This is a genomic window from Acidithiobacillus marinus, from assembly GCF_002847505.1.
In the GTDB taxonomy this organism is placed as follows: Bacteria; Pseudomonadota; Gammaproteobacteria; order Acidithiobacillales; family Acidithiobacillaceae; genus Acidithiobacillus; species Acidithiobacillus marinus.
Genome location: NZ_MXAV01000042.1, coordinates 1 through 26421 on the forward strand (window position 1 = coordinate 1; position 26421 = coordinate 26421).

The window sequence follows — 26421 nt, forward strand, 5'->3', positions numbered from 1 at the left end:
CAACAGCAAAGAGGGCACGATTCGGGATGATTATGCCTTCGGACTCACCAGCCTGACCCCGGATCGTGCCACGCCCGAAAATCTGTTGGGCTTGGCCCGTGGTCACTGGGAAATTGAAAACCGGAACCATCATGTCCGCGATGTGACTTTCCACGAGGACCTCTCCCAAGTCCGTACCCAGAACGGTCCCCATATGATGGCGACCTTGCGCGAACTGGCCATGAGCATTATGCGTCTCACTGGCGTCAAGAATATCGCCAAAGCGTGCCGGGATTTCGCCGCCAGCGCGCACAAAACGCTCCGCCAACTCGGATACTGAGGCGCCACCACGGGGTTTACCTATCCGAGAATAGCTCCGGAGGGCGAGCTGCGTCCGTCAGCCACCCCATTCACGATTCTGCACCCAAAATCGCCTGAAAATGCCGCATTTCCACCAACTATAGCCCCTTCAAACCACCATTAAAATCAGTGGCGAAAACCTCTGCTACTATATCTGGCGAGCTTGACGGAGCCCTGTCAGCAAGGGTGAAAACGGCATGATGACCGAATTCTGGATCATAACGCAAAGAAGCAATCAGGTTGCGTGCTGCATCTGTTGAAAGGGCCAGCAGGTAACCAAAACCCACCAGATCCAGCTTCCGGTCTGCTGCTTCAGAAACCGGGCTTCCCAAAAAAGTATCTAGCCCGGCCATCCGCGCTGTCTGAATCTGACGGTATTCATCATCAATCAATAATGGTCGAAATCCCCAGTCTTTGAGTTTTTTGGCCACGGCAATGGCAAAAACATTGGCACCAACAATCAGAATGCCATGCGGATCTTTTTCAGAGACCCCTAAAAGCCTGGCTATGGGACGAGCAGTAAAGCTGGCAAGGAGGACGGTTACAATGATGAGCGCAAAGGTCAGGGGGACGAACAAATGGGCTTTGGGATAATCCAAAGCTTCCAGTTGGGCGGCATAAACAGGCGCTCCAGCCGCAGCAACAATTCCCCGTGGCGCAATCCATCCAGTCATGAAGCGCTCTTTCCAATTAAGCTCTTTCCCATCGTAAGCCAGCAAGACCTTGATGGGCTGTGCGATGAATTGAATGACCAGCATTAAGAGCACACCCGAAACAATGACTTGTTCCACCGCCTTCAAATCGAGGCGGGCGGCAAGCAAAATAAATAAAATGGAAATCAGGAGAATGGAGAGACTTTCCTTGAAATCCAGGATGTTTTCCAGGGGGACATCACGCATGTTGGCGAGCCAGATGCCCATCAAAGTGACAGCGAGCAGTCCGGATTCGTGGGCGATCTGATTGGCACCGGCAAAAATGATAAACACGCTACCCAGAGCTACCACCCCGTGAAGATAGTCGGGTATGGCCCGCTGTCGCAGTAACCATCCTAAAATTTGCCCGGCGACAATACCCAACAAGAGTCCTGCTCCGAGCATTTTCAGGAAGATCACTACAGCAGTGCTCAATACGGTGGAACCATGATGGGCGATGACCGCTTCAAAAACCAGTACTGCCAGCAGGGCACCAATGGGATCAATCAGGATGCTTTCCCACTTGAGTACATTGCTGATGCGCGTGTTGGGCCGTGCGGCCCTGAGTACCGGGCCGATGACGGTTGGTCCGGAGACGACCACTACCGCGCCAAATAATATGGCCATGGACCAGGTGAATCCTGCTATCCAGTGCGTGGCTGCAGCCAGTATCCACCAACTGCTGAGGGTTCCCAGGCTGACCATTCTACGGATAACGGAAGCCAGACCGCCAATTTCATGCAGACGTAAATTCAGCGCTCCTTCAAAGAGAATGACCGCTACCGCCAGAGAGATACCAGGGAAAAGTAGTGGTCCGAACAATGAGTCCGGGTGAACCCAGCCAAGGACGGGGCCGACCAGAATACCAATAGCCAAAAGGAACAAAATGGCGGGAAGCTTGACTCGCCACGCGAGCCATTGGCTGGCTGACCCCAAAATAACCAGTCCAGCCAGGATGATCAGAATATTCATGAGGGAAGATGCTTAGAGTTTTTTGATGAGTTTGATAAGGAACAACAGGATGATTGCCCCAATCAGCGCGACGACAATAGCGCCAATAATCCCTGCACCGATCAGCCCAGCCAGGCCAACGGCAGTCAGAATAAAGCCCCCAATGAAAGCCCCGATGATACCGACGATGATGTCACCAATAATACCAAAGCCGCGCCCCTTGATGATCAAGCCAGCCAGCCACCCGGCAATTCCGCCAACTATCAGAAATACTATAATGTGTACCAACATGTTATTTCCTTTGAGTTTAATAAAACAGTCGCAAGATAGCATAAAAATATCTTGAACTTGATTTAATCAAATAATAATAATTTTTATACTTTTATAGAGGGTGGATGACGCGATTATTCGCGTTGCTTATGAGGTAAGCCAGCTTAAAAATTTTAACCGATCTTGGTATTGCGCAGCATCAGTAAAATAATTCCGTCAAATATCAGATTGACTCCCACGAAAATGCCTACCAGCACCAGGGAACCACGCGGCCAGGTGACCACGAAGAGCAGGGCAATGAGCACGTCCACTAGACCGCTGAAAATGGACCAGCCCCGGCTGTGTCCCGGATAGACCTTGGACTGGGTGAAATTGCGGTAGGCATCCACAATGAAATACAAGACAAACATCAGGCCAATGGCGGCAATGCCAGCGTTGGGCATGGCAATCATGATCCCGCCGGTGATAAACAGCAAAAGTGGTTTCAGCCAGTCCGAAAGCTGATGCTGACGCATTTGCAGACTATGCCAAATCCAGGTGATCCCCGACAGGATCAATACAGCGGCAATAATTCCGTCGGTGACTGCAGAAAGAATGATAGGACTTATAATGCCAAAAATGCCAATTAGAATGAGTAATATGGCCACAGGCAATAAATACTTTCCGAAGATTTTCTTTTCGGTTTCGATAATATTTTGCAGGTCTGGAATTTGTCCGTTCAACTTTTTATCCTTTTATCGATACCAGAGTATTTCGGCACTTTCCATAGGGACCAGGCAATTCTCATGATAAGGAATGATGCGGGGAGTATATTCATCGGGGTTGCGGTCTGATGGTATATCTGCCGTATAATTATAGCTGTTGATGGCTCCGCTCAATGCCTCGCTGCGCTGCATGGGCAGCACTTCTACGGTCCTTTGACCTTGACTGTTCGCAAATAGTTCTACACGGATGGCGTCGCAATCCAGATCATCCAGATAGACATGGATCTGGAAATAATGACGATTATTTTCTGTATGCACATGCAAGTCACCGAAGCGGAGCAGTGGCCAATGTTGACGGATATTTTTTTGCCATTGGCAAATGGATTCAATCCGATCTTTATCGTTACGTGCTGCAAGAAGGCGTCCGGCAGGTTCGTAAAGAGTGTGGACATACTCCCGGAGCATCCGGTTACTGCTGAAAAGCGGGGTCAGGCGACTCATGCTTTCGCGGATTTTTTGTATCCAGCCTTGCGGACAGCCGCTTGCATCGCGGTCATGATAAAAAAGCGGTATAACCTCATTTTCCAGTAATTGATATACGGCTTCTGCTTCCTGCGCGTCCCACTGAGGATCATCATCATGCTCAGCCCGATCCCCGATCGCCCATCCTATTTCAGGACAGTAAGCTTCTGCCCACCAGCCATCCAGCTCTGACAGATTCAGTCCGCCATTGACCAGGACCTTCATCCCACTGGTGCCGCTGGCCTCCCAGGGGCGACGCGGGGTGTTGATCCACAAGTCCACACCCTGAATCAGGTGTTCGGCAACCAGCATGTCATAATCTGTAATAAATACAATGCGGCTGGCAAGCTCCGGGTGTGCCTGAATGAATTGGTTCCATTCCTGTATCATTGATTTGCCCACTTCGTCCCGGGGATGCGCCTTGCCCGCAATGAGTAATTGCAGAGGATAATGGGGGTTCGTCAGCAATTGTCTAAGCTTTTCCGGGTTGCTGAGCAGGAGGTTGGGACGTTTATAAGCGGTAAAACGTCGGGCAAAACCGATAGTCAAGGCATTGGGATCCAGAGCCAAAGCAGCGCGCTCCTGTTCTTCTTGAGGCGCGTGGGCTTGGGCCAGCTGTTGCTGCAGGCGTTGTCGGGCAAAATGAATCACCTGTTGTCGTCCCTGACTGCGCAATTCCCAAATGTCTCGATCAGGCGTTTTGCGAAATTCGGCTTCAAGATTTTGCAAGTCCCCGAGCCAGCGTTTTTTTCCGCAACAGTCTGTCCACAAGGCATCGGCTTCGGCGGAATCCCATGACGGCATGTGCACGCCATTGGTCACATGGGTGACGGGAACCTCCTCCTGGGGCCAACGCGGAAAAAGTGGCTGAAACAGATGACGACTGACCACACCATGCAAACGGCTGACGCCGTTGACGATAATGCTGCCGCGAATCGCCAGCCAGGCCATATTGAAAGGCGCATGAACATCTTCCGGAATTTCCCGGCCCAGGGCCAGAATGCTTTCAGCATCAATACCGAAAGCCTCCGGTGCGCCTTCGACATAACGGGTCATCAGCTCCGCCGGAAAACGGTCAAAACCGGCAGAAACGGGGGTATGGGTTGTGAATATGTTTCCGGCCCGGGTGGCATTCAGAGCGCATTCAAAAAGACTGCCATGATCCTGCATGTGGCTGTAGGCCCGCGCCAGAATAGCAAAAGCAGCATGTCCTTCATTGAGATGGCATATTTCCGGCTGAATACCCAAGCGCCGCAATAACATCCAGCCCCCGATGCCCAGACAGATTTCCTGCTGCAAGCGTGTTTCCACACCACCACCATACAGTTCGGCAGTAATACCCCGATCTGCAGGGGTATTCAGGGGATCATTGCTGTCCAGTAAATACAGCGTCACTCTGCCAACCTGAGCTTGCCAGGCACGCAGTATCACCTTGCGCCCTGGGAAGGGCAGTTGCAGGCGCAACCATTCGCCCTCGCTGTCACGCACCGGAGTGACGGGCATTTGGGTCGGATCATTATAGGGATAAAATTCGTGTTGACGACCGTTTTCATCCAGAGTTTGGCGAAAATATCCCTGCTGCCAAAGTAGCCCAATACCGCACAAGGGGATACCGAGATCACTGGCAGTTTTCAGGCAGTCACCAGCCAGGATTCCCAGTCCTCCGGAGTAGATGGGTAACGCCTCGGAAAGACCGAATTCCATACTGAAATAGGCAACCTGGCTAAAGGATGCCTGACGATGGTTTTCAGCAAACCAGCTGCTTTGGATGAGCTGCTCTTGATGCAATTTCGTGTACGATCGGAGTTTGGCCATAAAATCGGCATTACTGGCCAGTTCCTGGAGGGTTTGACCGCTGATGTTCTGCAATATCAGCCAGGGATTACGGGTTTGTTCCCAGAGTTCCGGAGCGATTTCTGCCCAGAGTGCATCCGCCGCATGACTCCAGGACCAGCGCAGATCCAGCGCCAGATCAGCCAGACTGCCGAGCGATTCAGGGAGTTGCGGGAGCAGATAACAGGGGGCGATGGTCACAGCTTACTCCGTTGTAAAGGATGTACAAAATGAGAAATCCCCGGGGTGGTCGCGTTGTCACGATGAGGCAAGGTATTTACCAGCCTCTTCAACACTTTGATTGTGGACGACCATGGCATGGATGGCCCGGCAAAAACCGATGGCATCAGCCTGGCTGCGCTGGTGGACATTACGTCCAGTGGCACAGCCTTGGGTGCCACCCAGATGGATCTGCTCATGCAGGCGCTGCAGGAAGGATTTTGCGTCCGTTTCCGAGCCGCCAGCACAAATGACCTGGGTGCGTCCAGCTGCCGCAACAGCCTCGCCGAGGAGATGTGCGTCCATGTTGCCCTGATCATCCAGCGGCGGATTCACTTTGGCGAAGTCAGCTCCCAGACAGGCTACCAGACCGGCGGCACCCGCTATCATGTGAGAATCCTGTTCGCGCTTGCCGACGGCTTTGCCGCGTGGATACGCCCAGATGACGGCCAAAAGCCCCATGGCGTGAGCATCCTGAATCATGCGCGCGGCTTCGCTTAACATTTGCGCTTCATAGGCTGAGCCGGGATAAATGGTATAGCCGACACCCACCACTTTCAGACCGGAGTGACGCACAAAATCCTGCACCTGAGACATGCTTTGCCACTGGCTGCTAAGGGGATCCTGTTCTGCCGTTTTCACCAGATGAGTTTTGCTGTTGAGTTTCAGCAGATAGGGGATTTCAGGATAGTCCCGGCCATAAAGACTGAGCAGCCCCATCTGCGCTGCAAAACAACCTACGGGTGCAGCGCTGGCAATACGAAAAAGGTGCTCCGGGTCCGCGTCATCAGCGGCCACTTCGGCGCCGACAAAGTCATCATTCAGATGTTCGACTTTCTGGTCACCGGCCATCAGAAAAAGGCGACCACTTTCCTGAGTCGCCAATTGATAGTTTTCAGTCCAGCGCTTGGCGCTGTCGACAGGAATGCCCAAAGGCGGGCGGCGTGTTGCAGACATGCGAGTATCTCCTTTCATCATATATCCGGTGAAGCTCAGAGGAATGCGCCTATTGCCAGCTTTACAGCTTCATCAGTAATTATAGAAGATCGCTACGATTTGCGGGTTTTTCGCGACACCGTAGCGATTGCGCTGCATCGACCCGTCAGCGTCAGGACCTTTGATTGTGGGATTTTTCTACCCGATGACTGAGTATGGCGATTTCATGGGCCAGTTGATATTGCGGACGGGTGAGTTCCCATTCGCGTGCCTGTTCCACATCATAGCTTTCTGCATCGCAGAGTGCGGAAAGCTGATCGCAGCTCATGCTGTCGTTCAGGAATCCAATAAATCCAATCAGTTGTTCATTGCCCAGAATATCCACTGCAGCATCCAGGGATAATCCCGTTTTGCTACTGAGTTGTTCGGCGGCTGCAATGGTGGCTGCATCCAGGGAATCCTCATTTTTAATAGTCAAAGCTCGGTTCAGAGCCGCTTCCAGGTCCAGTGTTGACATAAATTCCTCCATGATAAACAAGGATAAACAGGTTTTGTGGATGATGTTCGGTCATGCTTGGATCATGCCGTTTTCCAGATACAGGGGATCATACTCAAAAATAATGGAGGGATCAGGTAAAACACCCGTTTCATCTTTATCCAAATAACTCAATCGGCTCAATATGCCCTTGATGAGCTGCAAACGCGCTGTTTTTTTGTCATTGGCATTAACCACTATCCAGGGAGCAAAAGGAGAGTGACTACGGGCAAACATGATATTGCGGGCTTCGCTGTAATCTTTCCAATGCTTCACTGCCTTTTCGTCAATGGGGCTGGTTTTCCACTGCTTGAGTGGATCGTCCTTGCGCGCTTCAAGGCGACGCTTCTGTTCGTCGCGGGAAATATCCAGGTAAAACTTGAAGAGATGAATACCAGAACGCACCAGCATGCCCTCAAAATGACTCACCTCGGCAAAAAACTCTTCATATTGGTCTTCGTTACAAAAACCCATGACTTTTTCAACCCCGGCGCGGTTGTACCAACTACGGTTGAAAAACACCATTTCCGCTGCAGAAGGCAGATGTTCGATATAGCGTTGAAAGTACCATTGGCTTTGTTCTTTGTCGGAAGGTTTGCTGAGGGCGACCACCCGGGTTTCCCGGGGACTGAGGTGCTCGATCACCCTTTTGATGGAGCCGTCCTTGCCTGCCGAATCCCGTCCTTCCAGGATGACCAGGATTTTTTCGTTCTTGCGAATGATGTCTCTTTGTAACTTGACCAGCTCAATTTGGAGCTTGTGCAACTCTGCCTTGTAATGGGCTTTCTCTGCATGCTTGTCTTCTGTTGTTAAAGATGCATGTGCTTTGATTGAATGATCTTTTTTGATTTTTGTCATGACCAGACTCCTTCATGGTGCCAAGAGATGATGATAGCCTTGCATCTTCAAACAAGACCAAGCCATTATCTTCAAGAAAGATTATAGAACATTTCCATGTGATTATGTGAATCTTCAAAAAAAGAGGGCCAGACGGCCCTCAAAATGGAACATCACCAAGTAAGCGGTTTAATGACTTTCGTATCCTGCCAGATGGGTGATGCGTTTGCGGAACACCCAGATTTGATAGATGTTATAGGTAATCATTACCGGTACGAATCCGGTCATGAACAGGGTCAGAATGGCCAGATCATTGGCAGGATTGGCTCCAGCGCTGATGGTCCAGGTCTGAGGGATGATGTAGGGGAAATTGGTTGCCCACATCCCGCCCCACATGAAGACCACAATGGCACCACACCAGAGCAAAGCGGAAAAATCGCGGTGTGCGGCATGATTGGTCATCATCTTGTAAGCAGATATCAGAATGGCTATCAACAGAATTAACCAGCCGAACCAGCTGTTGCCCGTCCATTTGGCAGCATCGGGCATGATGGCATAGGACCAGATCAGGGTAATGACCACCGCCGCCAGTGCCAGGAAAGAAAACAGGGTGGCAGCCTTGTGGGCCTTCAGATAAATCGGATCATTTTGTTCAAAGCGGGCACACAAATACAAAGTTCCCGCCAGTCCACCCGCAATCAGGGCGCCAATACCAGTCCAGACGCTGAAAGCCGAGAGGAAACTCAAGGCATTTCCGGAAAAATGCGGGACCGTATTCACAAAGGGATCGTTGGCTACCTGGATACCTTGAGCATTGCCGGTTGCCATGGGAAATCCCAGCAAGGTGGCTCCCAAGGCGATGCCTGCAAACAAGGCGGCAATGAGGCTGCCAAAACCAAACATGAAGCCCCAGAATTTGCGGCTGCTTTTGGCATGAACATGAAACTCAAAGGCGACCGCCCGGGAAATGATTCCCCAGAGTGCAAACATCAACGGGATCATGAGGTAATTGAAAGTGGCGCCGTAAACTAGGGGAAAGGCCCCGAAAATGACCCCACCCGCAACTACTAGCCAGGTTTCATTGGCATCCCAGGTGCCGGCCATGGAAGACATGACCGCCGCCCGATCATTCTCGTTATTGAGCAGCAGGGAAAATACGCCCGCTCCCAGATCAGCCCCGTCGAGCACAATATAAATGACAAAGAATACGCCCAGCAGAATCCACCAGAATGTACCCAATGTACTGTGTATGCGAAATATTTCATCCATGATTGCGGTCCTCAGTGTTGTTTGTTCATCGTGGGTTTGGCAAAAGCCGGTTTGGCCATGCCACCGCCGGAAGAGTGGGCATCTTGATCAGATGAACCGATGACTGGGCTGTTCATGTCCGGCCCTTTTTGGATGACCCGGGTGAAGAAATACCAGGCGCCGCCCCAAACCATCAGTTCGAAAATGATGTAACCAATGAGCCAGAAGCTTTCTGCCGTGACACCCATGTGACTAACGCCCTGCCAGGTACGCATCAGGTTGTACACCACCCAGGGCTGCCGTCCGATTTCCCGGGTCCACCAGCCGGTCCAGACGGCCAGATAAGGCAGGAAGCCACTAAATACCAGGAGTCGCAGGAAAAGCGGGTTTTTCCGCAGGTGTTCTGCGGTCAGTTTCCCGCGCAAGCGCAGCCAGTTGCCCCAAAGCGCCATCAAAAAGAGGAAAAAGCCGATGGCAACCATGATGCGAAAAGAATAAAAAGGCACCCACACATTAGGGCGATCATTAGGTGCAAATTGATCCATTCCAGTGACGACCCCATCCCAGGTATGGGTTTCCAGAAGACTCAATACATGGGGAATTTGTATGCTGAACAGGTTTTTGCCGGCAGAAACATCGGGTATGGCAATCAGGTTCCAGCTGGTATTGGGTTTGCCGTCGGGCAGGTAGGTATGAAAATGTCCTTCCATGGCCGCCAGGGAGGTAGGTTGATCCTGGGCGACTTCCCGACCCAATTCATCGCCAATAAAAATCTGCAAGGGGGTGATGATAATGAGTGCCAGCAGGGTAGGCTTCAACAACTTGGTGAACAGGTCGGCATGGCGATTTTTCAAGATGAACCAGGCGCTGACTGCGGCGAAGAAAAACAGGGATAACTCGACCGTGGCGATCCACATATGGGGAAAGCCGATATTGAAATTGGGATTGAAAATGGCCTGCCACCAGTTGGTCACCTGAAACAGGCCGTTTTTCAGAACAATGCCGGTCGGAGACTGCATCCAGCCGTTGGCGACCAGAATCCACATGGCCGAAAGACTGGAAGAAAGGGCGACATTGAAAGTCGCAAAAGCGTGCATGCCCTTACCAATTTTCCCCCACCCAAAAATCATCAGGCCGATGAAGCCCGCTTCATACATAAAGGCGGTGATGGTTTCAAAGCCGAGGATGTTGCCGAAAAAAGGCCCTACGGCCTGTGAAAAGGGGCCATAGAGAATGCCAAAGGCCATTTCCATGGTGACGCCGGTAGCGACACCGGCTCCGAAATTGACAATGAATAACTTTTCAAAAAAGCGTTGTAGGCGGTACCAGTGTTCATTACCGGTTCTTAGCCAGGCAATTTCCAGAAAAAACAAAAGCCAGGACATGCCAATGGTCACTGGAGTCCAGAGGATATGCATCGAAGTGATCCAGGCAAAGTCGAGACGACTGAGAAGCACAGGTAACGTGTCTTCAATAATCATGATAGTTCCCTCATAACGGTTGTTTTTAGATGATGCTGGGCCTCAGGAAAGCAGTTTTTGTTCCTGAGTTGATTGCTCGGGTTTATTATTATAAAAACATGGGATTATATTAATATGTCATCGCACGCGGTCTGAGACATGGTTTAAATACACCTTTTTATATGGTTTATATGAACCACTTTGGTTGTTATGAACCAGCTGAAAAGGGTCTGTCAAAAAATCCACGGGTTGAAAACCCACGCATCGCGGTCTAGGCTTGAAGCGTTCAAAAATGTAGTATGATGCCGCATGACTTCGATCATTTATGGAGTGCGGGTGCACCGCAGAAAAAAGAATGGATGATTCAGATACGGCCATCAGTAAATCCCGACGCACTCCAAACAAGCAGCAAAGGCTGGGTTTTATGCTGCTTATTATTGTCATACTGATCGTTTTGCTGATCCTGTCCTTTTTCTGGAAAAGTCAGTCTGCCAGCCATCCTGCCCAGGAGATGGTCACTGGTTCCAGTGCAAGGAGTGTATTCTTGACCTTGCCGCAACACATGGCGGCCTCTGCCTCTGCCACAAGTTCTGCCAAGGATGCTCCTGTAGCTGTAGCCAAATCGGTCATCATAACTGCGGCTACCCACGCATCCGTGCCGGTTGCTGTTCCGGCTCCAGTCAAGCCGGTTAAAATCGCCCATGCTTGTCAGCAGGCTGGTTGGTATGTCCAGCTGGGAGCTTTTGGAAAAGTCGGCATGGCCGAAAAGCTGCGCCAGCAAGCGGACCAAGCGGGTGTGAAGGCTTGTGTGGGTACTTTGTCTGTCAATCACTTGTATCGGGTACTGGTAGGACCGCAAGCGAGTAAAAGCGATGCGGGTACTGCGGCTATGGGTATCGGCAAAAAATCCGGACAAAAAGGGGCCTATCCACAATACTGGTCGCCTGAGTGAGAGCTCGCCGGTCATAATCCATTGAAACATAAACGTTCAGATTGCCTGCAGTGCCGGATGCGGAACCAAAGTATTTTTGCCGGACTCAGTCTGGAAGAGCTTCGCAGTCTGGGTATGGAGGTCCAGGATATTTCCTGTCTGCAGGGCGAAGTCCTTTATCGGGTGGGTGATGATGCCCGTTATGCCTATACCCTACGCTCGGGTGCCGTGAAGCTGGTCAAATCCCTGGAAAATGGTCAGGAAGTCATCATTCGCTTGCTGCATCGCGGAGATCTGCTGGGTTTTGAAGGCATGCAGGAAGCGCAGCATCGTCATGCTGCCATAGCCCTTGCGCCCAGCGAGCTTTGCCGGCTGGATCTGGCGGAACTGCAGAGACTGTCGGAGCGCCTTCCCAAGGTCCAGGAGGCGATTCGCCAGCGTTGGCAGCAAGCCTTGCAAAGTAGTGAAGATCACATCATGGAATTAGGCGCCAAACGGGCCGAAGCCCGCCTGGCGACCTTTTTGCTGCAATGGGTGGAGCACTATCCGCAATTGCGGAGCTTGCCTTTTCCCTTGTCGCGCCCTGATTTGGCGGCCTTTCTGGGGCTGTCCACGGAGCATGTCAGCCGGATTATGGCGGATTTCAAGCGCCACGCCTTCATTCAGGAGCAGCGCGGTCATCTGGAAATACTGGCGCCCCAATCGCTGGCGGGTATGGCCGGCAAGCTGCCCGAGCATAAACCCGACTAAATCAGTCAAAATTGATTTTTCTCAATGCGCCTTCTCTGAACCTGCAGGATACTTTTGCCCAGGAAAGTTTCTGACGGTCACCAGACCGAGGAGGAATACCATGTTTTTTCGACAAATATTTCATGAGGCCAGCAGTACCTATACCTATATTCTCGAAACCCATTTGCACGCTTCGTCTTTACGGTTCCCTTGACTGAGTAAATGGAGCACGAAATATGAATAATTTTACCGGGAAGATCCAACGCGCTGGAGGGCAAGGGGGCAGGCATGATTCTGACATGGCCGCTCGTCATCAACACGATCAGGCGGTTTTTCATCGACTGCTGAGTTTGCATGAGCATATTCAGCGTGATTTGGAATTGCGCCCCGATGGTATTCGCGCCCGCACCCGTTCAGATGATCCCGAAGTGGTCGCCTTGCTGCATGATCATGTACCTGCCATGAAGCAGCGGCTCCATGAAAATTTTGGGCTGCGTTTCTGGGATCCTGCTTTTGCCGAGCTCTTTGCCCAACAGGGTAAGGTCGAAATGGAAGTCAGCCTGCTCCCCGATGGGGTGATGATTGAAGAGCGGAGCACGGATCCCAATGTGGTGACTTTGATTCAGGCCCATGGACAGGTGATCAACCTGTTTGTGGCTCACGGTCAGCAACAGGCACAACAGGAAAGTCCGTTGCCGGCAGAATACCAGCGGGTATTGCGTCCCTGAGCAGGTGAAAGGGCTAAGCGAGGCGGTGCCGGAATAACCAGGAAGCGGCCAGCATACTGGCCAGTCCGATGATGGCCAGGGGCCAGTATTGGGTCCAGAGATTGCCGAGGCTGTCGCCCTCCAGAAATACCCCCCGCAGGATTACCAGAAAATAGCGCATGGGATTGAGATAGGTCAGGTCCTGCACCAGGCTCGGCATGTTGGCGATGGGGGTGGCGAAGCCCGAGAGGATGATGGCCGGTACCAGGAAGAGAAACACTCCCAGCAGACCCTGCTGCTGAGTCACGGCCAGCGAGGAAATCATCAGCCCGATGCCAATGGCTGCAAAAAGAAAGAGCATGAGCCCCAGCCCCAGGGCCAGCAGGCTGCCGATCAGGGGCACACCGAACCAGAATACCGCCACCAGAGCGATGAATGCGGCCTCCAGCCCGCCAATAACAAAGCCGGGAATAGCCTTGCCGATGAGGATTTCGGTGGGGGTCAGCGGAGTGACCAGGAGTTGATCGAAAGTTCCCTGTTCCCGTTCCCGGGCTACGGACAGGCCTGTTACCAGCAAGGTCACTACCAGGGTCAGCAGAGCGACAATGCCAGGGACGATGAACCAGCGGGACAGCAGATTGGGGTTGAACCAGGCGCGTATGTCCAGTTGTGCCGGGGGATTGCCCCAGTGATAACGATCCGCCCAGCTACGGTCGAAGGCCAGGAGTACGCTATTGACGTCATTCAGGGCCAGGGTGGCGGTATTGGAGTTGCGTCCATCGACGATGATCTGGACGGGAGCCGGCTGGTGCTGGAGCAGATCGCGGGTGAACTGGGGACCAATGTGGAGGACCAGCAGGGCCTTTTGGGTATTGATTACCGTCGCCAGCTGCTTTTCATTGTGGACGATGGCGGTCTGGTGAAAGGCCGAAGTTCCCTGAAAATGCCCCAATAATTCCCGGGAAGCAAAGCCGCTGTCCTGATTGTAAACGGCATAGGGGATATGGTTGAGGTCGAAGGTGGCTCCATAACCAAAGACCAGAAGCTGGATGAGCGGGGGTCCGATGAGTACTGCGCGACTGCTCTTGTCCCGTAGCAATGCCAGGAATTCCTTGATGACCAGCGCTAGAATGCGGGCAAACATCAATCCAGCCTCTTGCGTGAGCGCTTCCAGGTCAGACCCAGAAAGAACAGAGCCATGAGCAGCAAGGCCAGGCCATTACCCAGAAAGAGTGGCCAGATGTCGCCGGCCAGAAATATCGTCTGCAGGATAGTGACGAAATAGCGGGCTGGAATGATGTGGGTCATGAAGGCGATGGGCGCAGGCATGGACTGGATGTCGAAAATGAAACCCGAGAGAATGAAGGCCGGTAGAAAGGTAACGATAATGGCTACCTGTCCCGCCACGAACTGGTTGCGGGCCACGCTGGAAATGAGCAGCCCCATGCCCAGGGCCGCCAGCAGAAAAAGAGCCGAGAAGAACAGAAGGACGAAGAAATTACCCCGCAGCGGCACGGCAAAAAGTCCGATGGCCAGGGCGACGGAAAAGAGCATGCCACCCATGCCCAGAAGGAAGTAGGGGATCAGTTTGCCGAGCAGGATCTCCCCCATGCTGACGGGACTGGCCATGAGGGCTTCCATGGTGCCGCGTTCCCATTCCCGGGCCACCACCAGGGCGGTGAGCAGAGCGCCGATGAGGGTCATGATCACGGCAATGAGGCCGGGTACCAGGTAATCCCGGCTCCGCAGGGAAGGATTGAACCAGATGCGCGCTTCGGCCTGGATGGGCACCAGCAGGCGGGTGCCCGAGGCATTGGCCCGTTGCTCCAGCCAGTTTTGCCAGACCCCTTGCAAATACCCCTCTACCAGGCGGGCATTGTTGGCATCGACACCATTGACGAAGACGCCGACCTGGGCCGTATCGCCACGCAGCAGGGTCCGGGTGAAGGGGCCGCGCAGCCAGAGGATGCCATCCACCTGGCGCTGCATCATGGCTTTGCGCGCCTCCTGGATACTGGTATAGAAGCGTGGCTGGAAATAGCGGGACTGCTGCAGCCCGGCGACCAAGCTGCTGCTTTGCGGACTGGGCTGCGCCACCACCACGCCGATGGGGACATGCTCGGCGTTGAGGGAGACACCATAGCCAAAGAGAAAGAGCAGCACCACCGGCAGAAGAAAGGCGATGGCAATGGCCGACGGGTCCCGGCGGATTTGCAGGAATTCCTTGCGGATCAAGCCCGCCAGTCGCTGACGATTCATGGCCGCGAATGTCCGGCGGCGGGCATTGTCATGATGCCCTGCGCAATTGGCTTTCCTGCGCCTCGATGAGCCGAATGAAAGCCTCTTCCATGTTGGTCGCCGTCCCGGATTCGCTGCTGGATGCTTGATTCCGGATTTCCGCCGGTGTCCCCTGGGCCAGCACGGCACCCTGGGACATGAGAAGCAGTTTATCGCAGTACTCGGCTTCGTCCATGAAATGCGTGGTGATGAGAACGGTCACTCCCTGCGCCGCCAGTTGATTGATCATCTGCCAGAATTCCCGACGAGCCAGGGGGTCCACTCCCGAGGTGGGTTCGTCGAGAAACAGAATGGGCGGGTTATGCAGGAGGGCGCAGGCCAGGGCCAGGCGTTGTTTGATGCCCAGCGGTAGGTCGGTCACATTGATTGGCAGATACTCGCGCAGTTGCAGCGCCTCTTTGGCCCATTCCAGACGATCCCGCCGGGCTTTGCCGCCCAGGCCATAAGCGCTGGCAAAAAATTGCAGATTCTGGCCGCAACTCAGGTTGCCATACAGAGAAAAGCGCTGGGAAACATAGCCGATGCGTGCCCGGGCAGCGGAGGAGGCCTTGCGCATGTCCACCCCGGCCACCCGCAAGGTTCCTGATGACGCCGCCAGGAGTCCGCACAGCATTCGGAAGGTGGTGCTTTTACCTGCACCGTTGGCTCCCAGAAGGCCGAAAATCTCTCCTTTGCGGACCTGGAAACTGATTCCCTTGACGGCCTCAAAGTGACCGAAACAGCGCCGGAGTTCGTGGACTTCCACCACGCTTTCCTGAGCCTCCGTTGCTGTGCCGGGGGTCGCGAAAGCGGCCTGTCCGTGGCGCTGCTCCGTTGTCCCGAGCAGACTGACAAAGGCATCTTCAAAGGAGGGAGCGACCGCTTGCCAGCTTGCCGTGTTCGGCAGAACGGCGTCGGTACTGGCTATCAGGACCCGTACCCCGTCACGGACGATGCGGGCATCGAGAATGTCCGGATGCTGCAAAAGTGCTGCCGAATCGCGCCGTCGCTGCGTTGTGGGCACCAGATAGCAGCGTCCGGCCAGAGGACGGGCAAAATCCGCCGGTGTTTTCTGGCCCAGCAGGCGGCCCTGGTGCAGAAGGACGATTTCATCGCAACGCTCCGCCTCATCAAAGTAGGCAGTGCTCATGAGCACCGTCACGGCCTCTTTTTTCAGGTCCTGGATGATGCTCCAGAGCTCCCGCCGGGCAATGGGATCAACCCCCACCGTGGGCTCATCCAGGAGGAGGAGTCGCGGCGCCCGGAGCAGGGCACAGGCCAGCCCCAGTTTCTGTTTCATCCCCCCGGAGAGATTTCCGGCGCGGCGATCCCGGAAGGGTCCGAGGGCGGTGCTGCGTAACAGTTCCTCTTGGCGCTGCTGGCGTTTGCCGGGGTCAAGCCCTTGCAGGTCGGCATAGAGATCCAGGTTTTCCTGTACCGTCAGCTCTTCATAGAGGCCAAAGCGTTGGGGCATATAGCCAATGTCCAGGTCAATTTGTCGGGCGCTGCTGTCTTGGCCGAGAACCTGGATCTGGCCGGTATCGGGAAGCAACAGGCCTGCGGCCAGACGCAGGAGGGTGCTCTTGCCCGCGCCATCGGGTCCCAGCAGGCCGGTGACAGTTCCTGGCTGGATGCACAGATCCAGTTGCGTCAGCGCCTGTATGCGCTGCTTTCCCTGGGGAAAGCTCTTGCTGACCTGATGAAAGCGGAGCGGGGAGTCCATGCACGCTCAGCCCTGGCAGGGCTGGGTATTGCTGGCCTTGGGCCGGTTATTGCGCAGCGGAATTTTCACTGTCACTGGCATTCCCAGCCGCAGGCGATGCTCGGGATTGCAGGCATAGACCCGCAAGCGGTAAACCAGTTGGGTCCGCAATTCCGTGGTCTGAACCGTTTTGGGCGAGAATTCCGCAGTAAGTGAAATGAACCCCACCCAGCCGCGAAAGGCCTTGTCGGGGAATGAATCGCTGTAGATTTCCGCCCGCATTCCTTCCCGGACCTTGCCTAACTCTGGTTCGGGCAGATAGGCACGCACCCAGACAGGGTTTTCCAAGGCCAGAGTAAAGACCGGACTTTGCGGCGAGGCCATGTCCCCGGCTTCCAGGATGCGGTCCTGTATTACCCCGGCATCGGGGGCCACGAGGCGGCTGTCCGCCAGATTTCGCTGGGCCAGAGCCAGTGCCGCCCGGTCGGCCGCCAGAGTGCTCTCGGCAGCGGCGATGTCTTCCTTGCGGGGACCCTGCAGGGCCAGCTGTAGAGCTTGGCGGGCCTGATTCTGCTGGGCTTCGGCCCGACTCAGGGCAGCCTGGGCGTCATCCACACGCTGTTTGGGCACGTATTGTTCCGCGCCAAGCTTCTGCTGGCGCTGCCAGACCAGATGGGCATTGTGCAGGGTGGCGGTGGCAGCGGCCAAAGCGGCTCTGGCTTCGGCAATCTCCTCGGGCCGGGTACCGGCATGGAGCTTGTTGACGACCTGCTGCTGGGCATCGACCAAGGCCTGGTCCCGGCGGACCGTGTCCAGGAAACGCTGCCGATCCAGTTCGCCCAGTAGCTGACCCTTCTGCACAGCGTCGCCTTCCTGGACCAGAAGTCGGGCAATCCGCCCGCTGGCATCGAAGGCCAGATGCACGGTGCGGATGTCCACATTGCCATAGAGGGTAAGGGTATTGCTCTGTTGCTGGGGGCGGAGGAAGAAATACGCTGCAATGCCTGCGGCAATGAGTACGATGATCAGAATCACCAGGATCCGTCGTTTATTCATTGCACCTCTTCCCTACGGGTGAGCGGATAGCTACCGTGTCATAAAACTAGTTGAGAATATTATGACCCGATTAAGGAGATTTGCAAATGGCGACGGCTTTGACCCAGCGGCCGCTCACTCTCCGGCGCTACGCCGCCTAACGTTCAAGCTCAGCCGGCGGCAAGCCGCGCAACGGATTGACGGTCGGCTAGGGCGCGATGTTAGGCGACGTCGAACTCAACCTTCTGGACCTGATCGAGATTGACCGATTGCCGGGCCTGCCAAAGGTCGTAGTTGTCCTGCATGGCGAGCCAGCTCTCGGGCGAACGTCCGAGTGCCTTAGAAAGTCGAAGTGCCATTTCCGAACTGACACCGCTGCTGCCATTTAGAACTCGACTCAGGGTAGACGGAGATACACCAAGCTTAGCCGAAAGCTGCCGACCAGTGATATCGACCCTTGTCTGAGCCTTGTGTCGGAACAACTTGATCATACAAACAATATAGCCTGTTGCGCGACACGCAACAATGGCCGTCTAACGGAGCGCAGTTGTCCGCGTGGAGCGAAGCGGAACGCAGGTCAACTGTGGCGACTTGTTGGGCGACAGCGGCACAGACTGCTTAGAGCGACCTTAAACACCGCCGCTACCAGACAATTTGAGCAAGCGCTCGCTCCTCCACACCCTGACAACGCGAACCTTTTCATTTTCGCGTTTGTATACGATACGGAATGGCGGATGAATAAGTTCCCGAAGGTGCTTCTGCCCGAATTCTGGAACAACTCTACCCATATCTGGATTATCCCGCAGGGCTGCGACTCGTTCAAAAATTTCCGAAACCAAACGCTGACCTACCTCCGGGGCAAGCTCGCTCTCATACCAAACTTGAATTTCCTCAAGGTCCCGGACGGCGGACTCAGCGAACATGACGGAGACCTTTGCCACAGGCCTATAGCCCCAACCGCGTTTTTGCTTCCTGCAGGGACACCTCCTGTCCTGACTCAAGATCATTCAGGCCTGCCACCACAGCACGCATGAAGGCCCGCTCTTCCTCAGCAGCCTCAAAATCGCTGACAGATTGCACAACAGCCACGCCGCGGCCTCGACTGGTCAGCAGAGTCGGGCGGTGAGCTTTGGCGACGTGTTTGACGACCTTACCAGGATTTACCTTCAGGTCCGTGAGAGGCACCACGTCTTCCGAGAATTTGATCGCCATAATGCTTCCTTGGTAGAAATAAACTACCATATAGTAGCACCAGTTTGCGGGTGCTGTTTAGCTCGCGAAATACTGGTCTGCAGAGAGCCTGAGCAGAACCCGGCTCACCATCGCCCAACGGAAGCCAGTCGGCTGGAGTGATTGGTTAGCGGTCGTGAACACGCGCTTGCCAGTAGCCGGGCCGACGCGAGTGATGCGCGAGTGCAAAGATGGTAATGCCGTCGGTATCGGGCCGGTATACGACAGCAAAAGGAAAGTCCTTGAGAAAAACACGACGAGTATTTTTGGAGGCAGGTGCACCGGCAAGCGGGAAAGCCAAGGCGCGAACCGTTGCATCCTCGACGGCCATGGCGAAACGCGCGCCAAGTCCGGGCTCCTCCTTATTGTAGTAGACGACTTCGGCCAGAAACTCGCGCCGCGCTGCCGCGACGAACCTGGCGCGCTTCACCGAGTCAGGCGCCGCGCTTCCGCAAAAACGTCTTCTGCGGCATAGGCTTGTGTTTCGCCACGGTCAAATGCGGCAACTCGCTCTTCGATCTCTTGGGCCCACGCCGCTTCGATCTCAGAAAGGGGCATCTGTAGTGACTCAAGCAGCTTCTCCGCAAGCTTGGCACGGTCCTCTGCCGCCAAAACCTGGGCTTGTTGCTCGATCTCTTTAAAGGAAGTAGCCATATCTCACCCTCGTAACCCCGATTTTATACCATGATCACCATCATGTCTTGACCGCTAACGGAGCGCAGTTGAGCGACACCCCCTCAGTGACACTTTGCCCAAAGGGCAAAGGTGGCACAAGTGGGACGTAGCCGCGCAGCGGTTTGACGGTTGGCTGGAGCGCGATGTTAGGCGACGTCGAACTCAACCTTCTGGACCTGATCGAAATTGACCGATTGCCGGGCCTGACAAAGGTCGTAGTTGTCCTGCATGGCGAGCCAGCTCTCGGGCGAACGTCCGAGTGCCTTAGAAAGTCGAAGCGCCATTTCCGAACTGACACCATTACTGCCGTTTAGAACCCGATTCAGAGTGGAAGGATATACCCCTAGCTTAGCCGAAAGCTGCCTAACCGTGATCTGGAAGGCCAGGTAAACCTCCCGAATGAATTCACCAGGGTGAGGCGGATTGTGCATGGCCATTAGTGATAATCCTCGTAATCCAGCACGAATGCATATGAGTGTGTTGCGATGCACGGACGGATACAGCTCAGGTTGCTCGGCAACCCGCTGTAAACATCGACGAACCTTCCCAAGGAACTCGTGCCCCAGACCTTCGCTTTGCTCCTCGTACTAACCCGCCGCATCTTCGAGATCTTGCGCAGCCTCAGGACGGACACGGATCAGCAAGCTCATAGGTGCTTGCGAATACCCGTAAGCTCGTCCTCCAGCGGTTGTCCAGCATTCCTGTCCGCCTCGTACGCTGCAGAGCGAGGAGCGAGCGGCGCAGCTTTTGGCGGTCCGAGTGAATTTGCCTTGTTAGGCTCTTGTTTGTCATAGAACAAAGTCTACTTTCTTCAAGTCTGTGATACGGTGCATGGCCCGGTTGCACCTTAATCTGGTCAGTGAAGCTGATTGAAAACTTCCGGGTTTTGCTCCGCAATGCGCAGAAGCGCAACCGCAGGTCCCTGCGGCTCTCGCCGACCCTGTTCCCAATCCTGAAGGGTTCGCACACTCACGCCCATAAGACCGGCAAATGCTGACTGCGACATGTTCAACTTCAGCCTGATCACTTTAGGCGGTGAGGGCTCTGATAGCTCGTGGGTTCGTAGAGCCAATTTGCCCTTCTTGAACTGCTTGATTTCATTGATGCCATCAAGAATCTCTGCCCCAAGGTTCCTGTTACCCATTTTTGATTGCCTCCGTTATTTGCTTGAGCGTATGGCCAGGAATGCTGGCGCACTCTGATTTACTGTACAGCGTGAGTATCCATATCTCGTGGTCGGACTTCTTCCAGTAGTAAATGGCTCTGATACCGCTGCTCTTTCCCGAACCCGCTGGTGCCCATCGAATTTTACGAACACCACCCGAACCTTTGATTAAACTCCCGGCGTCCGGCTTCTGCAAAAGATAGGTTTGAAGCCCTCGGTATTCCTCGTCCGTGAGGTAGTTCGGCAATGAATAGTATCGCTAAAATATACGGCCTTGCCGTATGGGCGTCAAGACAAGATCAGTGAGGTGTAACGTAGAGGTGACTGGTGCTGCGCGGCTTTATGGCGCATCGTCCACCTATGTTAGGTTCACCTTTGCAACGCATCCAATACAACCTTTGGCTCTTTGGCGAGTAAGTTGAGTAGTACGCGAGCTGGACCATGAGGTTCTCTATTGCCTTGCTCCCAATGGCGCAACGTGCCCACGCTGATGCCGAATGATGTTGCAAACTCGCTTTGGGACATACCCACTTTGGTACGGATCGCTTTCACATCAAGCGGACTGAGGCGATGGACCTTGGCCTCGATTGGTTTGCCCTGGGCATGTTCGATTGCCTGCTCAAGCCCGGCTTTAATGCTTTGAAACGCTTCGCTCATTTTCTACTCTCCCAGGCCCGAACCAGCAGTTTGACGAGGCTCGCCAATTCGTTCCGTTCAGCCTTGCTCAGATTAGCCTTCTCACCCTATATGCTCGCTATGGAAGTAGTAGATGACACGAACTCCACCGCTCTTGCCAGACACTTCGCGTGCCCACCGAAGTTTTCTGATGCCTCCGGTGCCTTGCAAGAGGACACCTGACTTGGGCATTTCGGCCAGATGAAGCACCAAGGTTTGTCGCTCGGCCGGACCGAGCAACCTCTCGGCACGGCATATGAACTCCGGTAGTTCGGCGATGGTCTGCATGTATGAGACTATACGCCATTGGCTTAGTTCCGGCTAGGCCCTGGAGGGAAACCTAACGTTCATGCTCAGCCGGTCGGCTGGAGTGCCGGGTTGGATGAGCTATTGCCACCCAAGCAGCACCTCGACTGATACATTGATGTCTTGCGCAATCTTGCGTAGCAAGACTGGCGAAATATCTTGGCCCTTGTGAAACGGTACCGTCGTAGCTCGACCGTCGGCATGGCGGAATTGCTTGTGAGAACCTTTCTGCCTGGATTCCACAAAACCCAGACGCTCAAGATGGCGAACGACTTCTTGCGGTTTCAGGACGGGCAGACTGCCCATTATGCGACTGCGACCTGCTGAGTACCAACAAACTGCGCTTCCAGCACCGGTTCACCATCCTCAAGGAGCATGGAGACAACCTCCTGAAGATTCTCGTGCAACTCATCAAGGGAGGTGCCTTGAGAATGTGCGCCGGGAAACCCAGGGACGTAGCCAACGTAGAGACCCGTCTCGGAACACTTTTCTACAACGGCGGTAAAGGTTTTCATGACGTCTCCTCATGTGCGGGAAGTATAGTAGAGTATAGCAGCGTCACCCAACTGCCCAACGTTCATGCTCAAGGGCGCGCTGCTTGCGGCGCGTCCCGCTGGAGCGCCTCGTTAGGCATAGATTCGACGATGGTCATTTCTTCATGCAGTGTTTCGGGGGCAATGTCCTGCTCGTGCGGCCAAGTCACAGCGCCAAAAAGAATACCGACTTGTCTGAAGTAGTGCGGGTCTCGAAGTTCACGAAACACGCCTCGATCAAGATAGGGCTTCAAATCGAAAATTCCGCGACGCCCATCTGCAATCTCAACATAAATACGATAATCCGACAAAGGCGTTGCTGATCTGACATCCCAATACATGTTGCACCTCACAGAGGGGAAATTTTGTAAGGGGTTTCGCCGTTTACGGCCAATTTCCAATCGGCCATCAATTCGTCTCGATGCAGTTTGATCCATGCCTGAACCAGACGCATCTGCTTGCGTGGCAAGTCACCAGCCAACAATTCACCCTCTTCGATACTGATGGAAGCCTCGAGTTCAGGATATCTCGCATGGATGTCCGTGATATTGTGGTGCTTGTTGTCGATCAGGTATAAACGGATGATAATTCCGTAGAACAATCGAAATGATTGGCATCGCGCAGCGCCTTGTTAGCGGCTATTTTACGGGCTCTACACCAAGGTCTTTGCATATCTTTTTCGCCAAGATGTCCTTGATCTCGGAATGCCGAGGAATCGCCGAGCGATTATTTTGCGCTGGGTTATGCCACCAAGAATGCTTACCACCTTCTCGTAAAAGATCGCATCCCTGGCTTTGCAGATGCTTGAGAAGTTCATTTCTTTTCATATGGCGATTTTTTCTTCCCTGTATCCACTACCGGCAGAGGTCAAGGCGTCTTGGCGATTGAATTCCAATGCCTCTTTCAGCGTAACCTCCAAGGCCTCTTTCAACTCCTCGTAGGTCTTTTCCTGGCAATTTACACCGGGAATTTCCTCGATCCATCCCACCCACCAGTCGTCTTCCTGTTTTATAACTGCTGTATATCCGTTTTGCATAATCATTACCTCCTTACTGAATATTTGATGCCGCTAACGGAGCGCAGTTGAGCGCCACTCCCACAGTGACACTTTGCCCGAAGGGTAAAGGTGGCACAAGTGGGGCGTAGCCGCGCAGCGGCATCCATCGTTCAAGCTCAGCCGGTCGGCTGGAGTGCCGGGTTGGACGAGCTATTGCCACCCAAGCAGCACCTCGACTGATACGTTGATGTCTGTGAGACACCGAAGGCCAGCCATCGTTTCTCGTCGATCGAATGATCCGGGTCGGTGACGTCAGCGCCAAGGGATCGCCGGACACAGAAGCGGCTTCCTCGAAGGAAACGCCATGCTTGGCGAGATTGGCTTGCGCCTTGGTGTCGTCCCGTTCGAACTTCAGCATAAGCGGACTCGGGGGTGCTTACGCATAACGTTGGAGTTAGGGCTTGCTGGGCCAGGCAATTTGTACCTGCCTATGTTGCGTAACACAGTCGCGGAGATAGAGATTGATAAGGCTCTGGTAAGGGACCCCTGTATCAACCGCCATGCGTTTGAAATAGGCGACTACATCTTCGGAGAGGCGCATGGTGACAGGTGTTTTGAGTTTTGATGCGTAGGGGTTCCTACGAGACTTCATTTTGGAGAGATCGTATTCGGCTTTCATGGTATTCACTTCCCGTAAAACGTGCTTTCACGTTTGGTTGCCTTGCGGGCGGAAATAATGCGGATGATGTGACCGGCTTCCCGTTCGCAGTGAGCGACGAGAAGCAATCTTGCTCCCGTGCTCATACCCAACAACAGAAATCGCTCTTCATCAGATGAGTGGTCATCATCGAAGAACTGGATAGCAAACTCATCGTAGAAAACAGTCTGGGCTTCCTCGAAGGAAACCCCGTGCTTCTTGATGTTTGCCGCAGCCTTGGCTGAATCCCACTCGAACTTAATCATACGTACAGTGTATGTAACGGTGAGCGTATGTCAAGCAAGTCCTAACGTTCAAGGTGACTGGCGCGAGCCCGCACAGCGGGTGAGCGTCCGGTTGACCGAATCGTTATGTTCTCTGCTTCCAACGTTGTGGATCGCGGCTACCGTGCATGACGGCAATCACAACGATGGAATCCGCCTCGACATCATAAGAACACACCGAACGGAAAACCCTGGATCAGCGCGCGACGTGTGTTGCGATGCACGGACGGATACAGCTCAGGTTGCTCGGCAACCCGCTGTAAACATCGACGAACCTCCTCAAGGAACTTGTGCCCCAGACCTTCGCTTTGTTCCTCGTACCAACCCGCCGCGTCTTCGAGATCTTGCGCAGCCTCAGGACGGACACGGATCAGCAAGCTCATAGGCGCTTGCGAATACCCGTAAGCACGTCCTCCAGTGGTTGTCCAGAATTCCTGTCCGCCTCGTACGCATCTAAGCGCCTGTCGAGTTCTAGGCGCTGCGCATCGGTGAGCGCAAGCGCACCTTGATCAGCTGCGATGCTATCCCATAGTTCCTCGACCAAGTGGAGTCGCTGCTCCACCGGAAGGTCACGTAATGTTGCCGTGTTCATAGGCACCTCCGCAAAGTCTGAGTCTATCCAAAATAGCCATACAAAACACAACGTTCAAGCTCAGCCGACGGCGGAAGCGGGCGAAGCCCGCTGTAGCCGGTCGGCTGGAGTGCCGGGTTAGACGAGCTATTGCCACCCAAGCAGCACCTCGACTGATACGTTGATGTCTTGCGTAATCTTGCGCAGTAAGGCTGGCGAAATGTCTTGGCCCTTGTGAACGGTACCGTCGTAGCTCGACCCTCGGCATGGCGGAACTGCTTGTGAGAACCTTTCTGCCTGGATTCCACAAAACCCAGACGCTTAAGATGGCGAACGACTTCTTGCGGTTTCAGGACGGGCTTTGACAGCGGTCGCTTCAACCAAGCGTAAAAGCCGCTGCGGGAGACAGCCAACAGCTTGGCCATGACGTTGATTGGATATTGGCTTCGCCAGGCCTTCATGAGCGCGTACCTTGCAGCGATTCCCTGGCAAAGTACGCTGCCGCTTTTTTTTACGATATCTCGCTCCATACGCATTTGCGCCAATTCCTTGCGGAGCCGCTGATTCTCTCCTTCCAGCTCGGCCACAGTACGCGCCCCAGGGGCACCCACCGGCTTCCCACCACGGGCATTGGCCATCCAGTTGGCCAACGTCCCCTTAGGCACTGAAATCCGCTGCGAAGCCTCCTATAGTGTGAGCCCCTGCGCCAAGACCAACTTGATCGCTTCGGCTCGAAACTCGGTCGTATAGCTCTGTACTTTCTTTCCCATAAAATCCTCCTCGATCCATTCAAGATCGATCACGGTTTGCTACGCCTAACGCTTCACATCACCGGCAGCAATAAGCAGAGCGAGGAACGAGCGACGCTTTTTGCTGTCCGAGTGTATGTGATTGTTAGATGCATTTTATCCACCGAAGTGATTTTTGACATACTGAACAAGCTTCGGCCCCTCTAGCTTGTCCGTTGCTGGGTTTGTCCTTACATAGAACTCGGAATTGTCAAGGTAACATGGTGATTTTGATTCTTTGCACTTAACGACAAGGACACGGTTTTCGGCTACAGGAACTAGCTTGTATTCAATGTACGGATAGAATTCCTCTCCGATTCTTGTTTTAAGTGAATTTTTAAAATGAAGAAGAAATTTATCTGTATTTCCCTTATGAAATTTATCGATCTCAATATCTATGCCTGGAATTTTTCCGTCATCTGATACGCCAACCAGCAGCTTGCCACCCTCGGTATTAAGAAAAGCCACTATTGTTTTAAAAGCAGACAATTCGATATATTTTTCTTTAGTCTGTTTTTTAACATCAAGGCTTAGTGTTTCTTTGAACTCGATACATTTTGACTCACCTTGCCT

The 26421-nt window shown here is 53.8% G+C and carries 37 protein-coding genes; 3 read left to right on the forward strand and 34 right to left on the reverse strand.

The features are described from left to right. The 10 genes from B1757_RS15175 to B1757_RS11260 form a co-directional block, all read right to left on the reverse strand. On the reverse strand, positions 1–307 hold a 307-nt coding region (locus B1757_RS15175; RefSeq protein ID WP_143484252.1), incomplete at its 3' end, for a hypothetical protein. 130 nt (positions 308–437) lie between these two features. Beyond that, complete coding sequence (locus B1757_RS11220; RefSeq protein WP_253253825.1) at positions 438–2003, reverse strand: cation:proton antiporter; 1566 nt, start codon at positions 2001–2003, stop codon at positions 438–440. 12 nt (positions 2004–2015) lie between these two features. Then, positions 2016–2273: a GlsB/YeaQ/YmgE family stress response membrane protein gene (locus tag B1757_RS11225; RefSeq protein ID WP_101538395.1), complete on the reverse strand. Its 258-nt coding sequence runs from the start codon at positions 2271–2273 to the stop codon at positions 2016–2018. Positions 2274–2425: 152 nt separating this feature from the next. Continuing rightward, positions 2426–2974 carry an HdeD family acid-resistance protein gene (locus B1757_RS11230; RefSeq protein ID WP_101538396.1) on the reverse strand — a complete coding sequence of 183 codons (549 nt, stop codon included), beginning with the start codon at positions 2972–2974 and terminating at the stop codon, positions 2426–2428. Positions 2975–2986: 12 nt separating this feature from the next. Then, positions 2987–5512, reverse strand: coding sequence for an alpha-glucan family phosphorylase (glgP, locus tag B1757_RS11235; protein WP_101538397.1), 2526 nt, complete (start codon positions 5510–5512; stop codon positions 2987–2989). Between the two features lie 57 nt (positions 5513–5569). Next, the gene (locus B1757_RS11240; RefSeq protein ID WP_101538398.1) at positions 5570–6487 is read right to left on the reverse strand and encodes a beta/alpha barrel domain-containing protein; all 918 of its coding nucleotides are present in this window, start codon (positions 6485–6487) and stop codon (positions 5570–5572) included. Positions 6488–6638: 151 nt separating this feature from the next. Then, a complete protein-coding gene (locus tag B1757_RS11245; protein WP_101538399.1) occupies positions 6639–6983 on the reverse strand; it encodes a hypothetical protein in 345 nt (114 codons plus the stop codon). A gap of 51 nt (positions 6984–7034) precedes the next feature. Continuing rightward, positions 7035–7859 (reverse strand): polyphosphate kinase 2, encoded by an 825-nt coding sequence (ppk2, locus tag B1757_RS11250; RefSeq protein WP_101538400.1) that lies wholly within the window; start codon positions 7857–7859, stop codon positions 7035–7037. 168 nt (positions 7860–8027) lie between these two features. Next, positions 8028–9107: a cytochrome d ubiquinol oxidase subunit II gene (locus B1757_RS11255; protein WP_101538401.1), complete on the reverse strand. Its 1080-nt coding sequence runs from the start codon at positions 9105–9107 to the stop codon at positions 8028–8030. A gap of 11 nt (positions 9108–9118) precedes the next feature. Next, a complete protein-coding gene (locus B1757_RS11260) occupies positions 9119–10567 on the reverse strand; it encodes a cytochrome ubiquinol oxidase subunit I (protein ID WP_101538402.1) in 1449 nt (482 codons plus the stop codon). A 334-nt stretch (positions 10568–10901) separates the two neighbouring features. Between B1757_RS11260 and B1757_RS11265 the strand changes: the two genes are divergently transcribed. The 3 genes from B1757_RS11265 to B1757_RS11275 all read left to right on the forward strand — a co-directional run bounded on the left by B1757_RS11265 (position 10902) and on the right by B1757_RS11275 (position 12934). Continuing rightward, positions 10902–11498, forward strand: coding sequence for an SPOR domain-containing protein (locus tag B1757_RS11265; RefSeq protein ID WP_172437690.1), 597 nt, complete (start codon positions 10902–10904; stop codon positions 11496–11498). Positions 11499–11555: 57 nt separating this feature from the next. Further along, positions 11556–12227: a Crp/Fnr family transcriptional regulator gene (locus B1757_RS11270; RefSeq protein ID WP_172437691.1), complete on the forward strand. Its 672-nt coding sequence runs from the start codon at positions 11556–11558 to the stop codon at positions 12225–12227. Between the two features lie 215 nt (positions 12228–12442). After that, positions 12443–12934, forward strand: coding sequence for a hypothetical protein (locus B1757_RS11275; protein ID WP_253253826.1), 492 nt, complete (start codon positions 12443–12445; stop codon positions 12932–12934). A gap of 13 nt (positions 12935–12947) precedes the next feature. Here B1757_RS11275 and B1757_RS11280 read toward each other — a convergent pair whose 3' ends face one another. The 24 genes from B1757_RS11280 to B1757_RS11410 all read right to left on the reverse strand — a co-directional run. Next, positions 12948–14057 (reverse strand): ABC transporter permease, encoded by a 1110-nt coding sequence (locus B1757_RS11280; RefSeq protein WP_101538405.1) that lies wholly within the window; start codon positions 14055–14057, stop codon positions 12948–12950. Beyond that, complete coding sequence (locus B1757_RS11285) at positions 14057–15172, reverse strand: ABC transporter permease (RefSeq protein ID WP_101538406.1); 1116 nt, start codon at positions 15170–15172, stop codon at positions 14057–14059. Before B1757_RS11285 ends, B1757_RS11280 begins: the two co-directional genes overlap by 1 nt. Before the next feature lie 28 nt (positions 15173–15200). After that, complete coding sequence (locus tag B1757_RS11290; RefSeq protein WP_101538407.1) at positions 15201–16913, reverse strand: ATP-binding cassette domain-containing protein; 1713 nt, start codon at positions 16911–16913, stop codon at positions 15201–15203. A gap of 6 nt (positions 16914–16919) precedes the next feature. Beyond that, positions 16920–17948, reverse strand: coding sequence for an HlyD family secretion protein (locus B1757_RS11295; protein WP_101538408.1), 1029 nt, complete (start codon positions 17946–17948; stop codon positions 16920–16922). 200 nt (positions 17949–18148) lie between these two features. Beyond that, positions 18149–18418: a HigA family addiction module antitoxin gene (locus B1757_RS11300; RefSeq protein ID WP_101538409.1), complete on the reverse strand. Its 270-nt coding sequence runs from the start codon at positions 18416–18418 to the stop codon at positions 18149–18151. A gap of 138 nt (positions 18419–18556) precedes the next feature. Then, positions 18557–18850, reverse strand: coding sequence for a type II toxin-antitoxin system RelE/ParE family toxin (locus B1757_RS11305; RefSeq protein ID WP_216360867.1), 294 nt, complete (start codon positions 18848–18850; stop codon positions 18557–18559). Positions 18851–18872: 22 nt separating this feature from the next. Next, positions 18873–19139, reverse strand: coding sequence for a type II toxin-antitoxin system Phd/YefM family antitoxin (locus B1757_RS11310; RefSeq protein ID WP_101538411.1), 267 nt, complete (start codon positions 19137–19139; stop codon positions 18873–18875). Between the two features lie 145 nt (positions 19140–19284). Next, the gene (locus B1757_RS11315) at positions 19285–19587 is read right to left on the reverse strand and encodes a type II toxin-antitoxin system RelE/ParE family toxin (RefSeq protein ID WP_101538412.1); all 303 of its coding nucleotides are present in this window, start codon (positions 19585–19587) and stop codon (positions 19285–19287) included. Then, on the reverse strand, positions 19584–19811 hold the full coding sequence (locus B1757_RS11320) for an addiction module protein (RefSeq protein ID WP_101538413.1): 228 nt from the start codon (positions 19809–19811) through the stop codon (positions 19584–19586). The genes B1757_RS11315 and B1757_RS11320 overlap by 4 nt, the downstream gene beginning before the upstream one ends. A 167-nt stretch (positions 19812–19978) precedes the next feature. Beyond that, complete coding sequence (locus B1757_RS11325; RefSeq protein ID WP_101538414.1) at positions 19979–20269, reverse strand: HigA family addiction module antitoxin; 291 nt, start codon at positions 20267–20269, stop codon at positions 19979–19981. Between the two features lie 419 nt (positions 20270–20688). Beyond that, entirely contained in the window at positions 20689–20976 is a 288-nt protein-coding gene (locus B1757_RS11330) for a helix-turn-helix domain-containing protein (RefSeq protein ID WP_101538415.1), read from the reverse strand. Between the two features lie 390 nt (positions 20977–21366). Further along, positions 21367–21654, reverse strand: coding sequence for a NadS family protein (nadS, locus tag B1757_RS11340; RefSeq protein WP_101538417.1), 288 nt, complete (start codon positions 21652–21654; stop codon positions 21367–21369). Between the two features lie 405 nt (positions 21655–22059). Continuing rightward, positions 22060–22284 carry a type II toxin-antitoxin system HicA family toxin gene (locus B1757_RS11350; protein WP_101538419.1) on the reverse strand — a complete coding sequence of 75 codons (225 nt, stop codon included), beginning with the start codon at positions 22282–22284 and terminating at the stop codon, positions 22060–22062. Then, positions 22284–22493 carry a type II toxin-antitoxin system HicB family antitoxin gene (locus B1757_RS11355; RefSeq protein ID WP_101538420.1) on the reverse strand — a complete coding sequence of 70 codons (210 nt, stop codon included), beginning with the start codon at positions 22491–22493 and terminating at the stop codon, positions 22284–22286. The genes B1757_RS11350 and B1757_RS11355 overlap by 1 nt, the downstream gene beginning before the upstream one ends. 68 nt (positions 22494–22561) lie before the next feature. After that, positions 22562–22852: a DUF2442 domain-containing protein gene (locus tag B1757_RS11360; RefSeq protein WP_101538421.1), complete on the reverse strand. Its 291-nt coding sequence runs from the start codon at positions 22850–22852 to the stop codon at positions 22562–22564. A gap of 8 nt (positions 22853–22860) precedes the next feature. After that, the gene (locus B1757_RS11365; protein WP_101538422.1) at positions 22861–23112 is read right to left on the reverse strand and encodes a DUF4160 domain-containing protein; all 252 of its coding nucleotides are present in this window, start codon (positions 23110–23112) and stop codon (positions 22861–22863) included. Positions 23113–23149: 37 nt separating this feature from the next. Continuing rightward, positions 23150–23338, reverse strand: coding sequence for a type II toxin-antitoxin system HicA family toxin (locus B1757_RS16115; protein ID WP_101538423.1), 189 nt, complete (start codon positions 23336–23338; stop codon positions 23150–23152). Further along, complete coding sequence (locus B1757_RS11375; RefSeq protein WP_216360868.1) at positions 23335–23553, reverse strand: type II toxin-antitoxin system HicB family antitoxin; 219 nt, start codon at positions 23551–23553, stop codon at positions 23335–23337. Before B1757_RS11375 ends, B1757_RS16115 begins: the two co-directional genes overlap by 4 nt. A gap of 409 nt (positions 23554–23962) precedes the next feature. Next, positions 23963–24187 carry a BrnA antitoxin family protein gene (locus B1757_RS11385; RefSeq protein WP_101538426.1) on the reverse strand — a complete coding sequence of 75 codons (225 nt, stop codon included), beginning with the start codon at positions 24185–24187 and terminating at the stop codon, positions 23963–23965. 5 nt (positions 24188–24192) lie between these two features. After that, the gene (locus B1757_RS11390) at positions 24193–24471 is read right to left on the reverse strand and encodes a BrnT family toxin (protein WP_101538427.1); all 279 of its coding nucleotides are present in this window, start codon (positions 24469–24471) and stop codon (positions 24193–24195) included. A 182-nt stretch (positions 24472–24653) separates the two neighbouring features. Continuing rightward, entirely contained in the window at positions 24654–24872 is a 219-nt protein-coding gene (locus B1757_RS11395) for a type II toxin-antitoxin system RelE/ParE family toxin (protein ID WP_216360869.1), read from the reverse strand. Continuing rightward, positions 24869–25081 (reverse strand): addiction module protein, encoded by a 213-nt coding sequence (locus tag B1757_RS11400; RefSeq protein WP_101538428.1) that lies wholly within the window; start codon positions 25079–25081, stop codon positions 24869–24871. Before B1757_RS11400 ends, B1757_RS11395 begins: the two co-directional genes overlap by 4 nt. A gap of 23 nt (positions 25082–25104) precedes the next feature. Further along, positions 25105–25647 (reverse strand): type II toxin-antitoxin system HicA family toxin, encoded by a 543-nt coding sequence (locus B1757_RS15600; protein ID WP_216360870.1) that lies wholly within the window; start codon positions 25645–25647, stop codon positions 25105–25107. Positions 25648–25965: 318 nt separating this feature from the next. After that, the coding region (locus B1757_RS11410; protein ID WP_143484253.1) for an AlbA family DNA-binding domain-containing protein at positions 25966–26421 on the reverse strand (456 nt) is incomplete at its 5' end.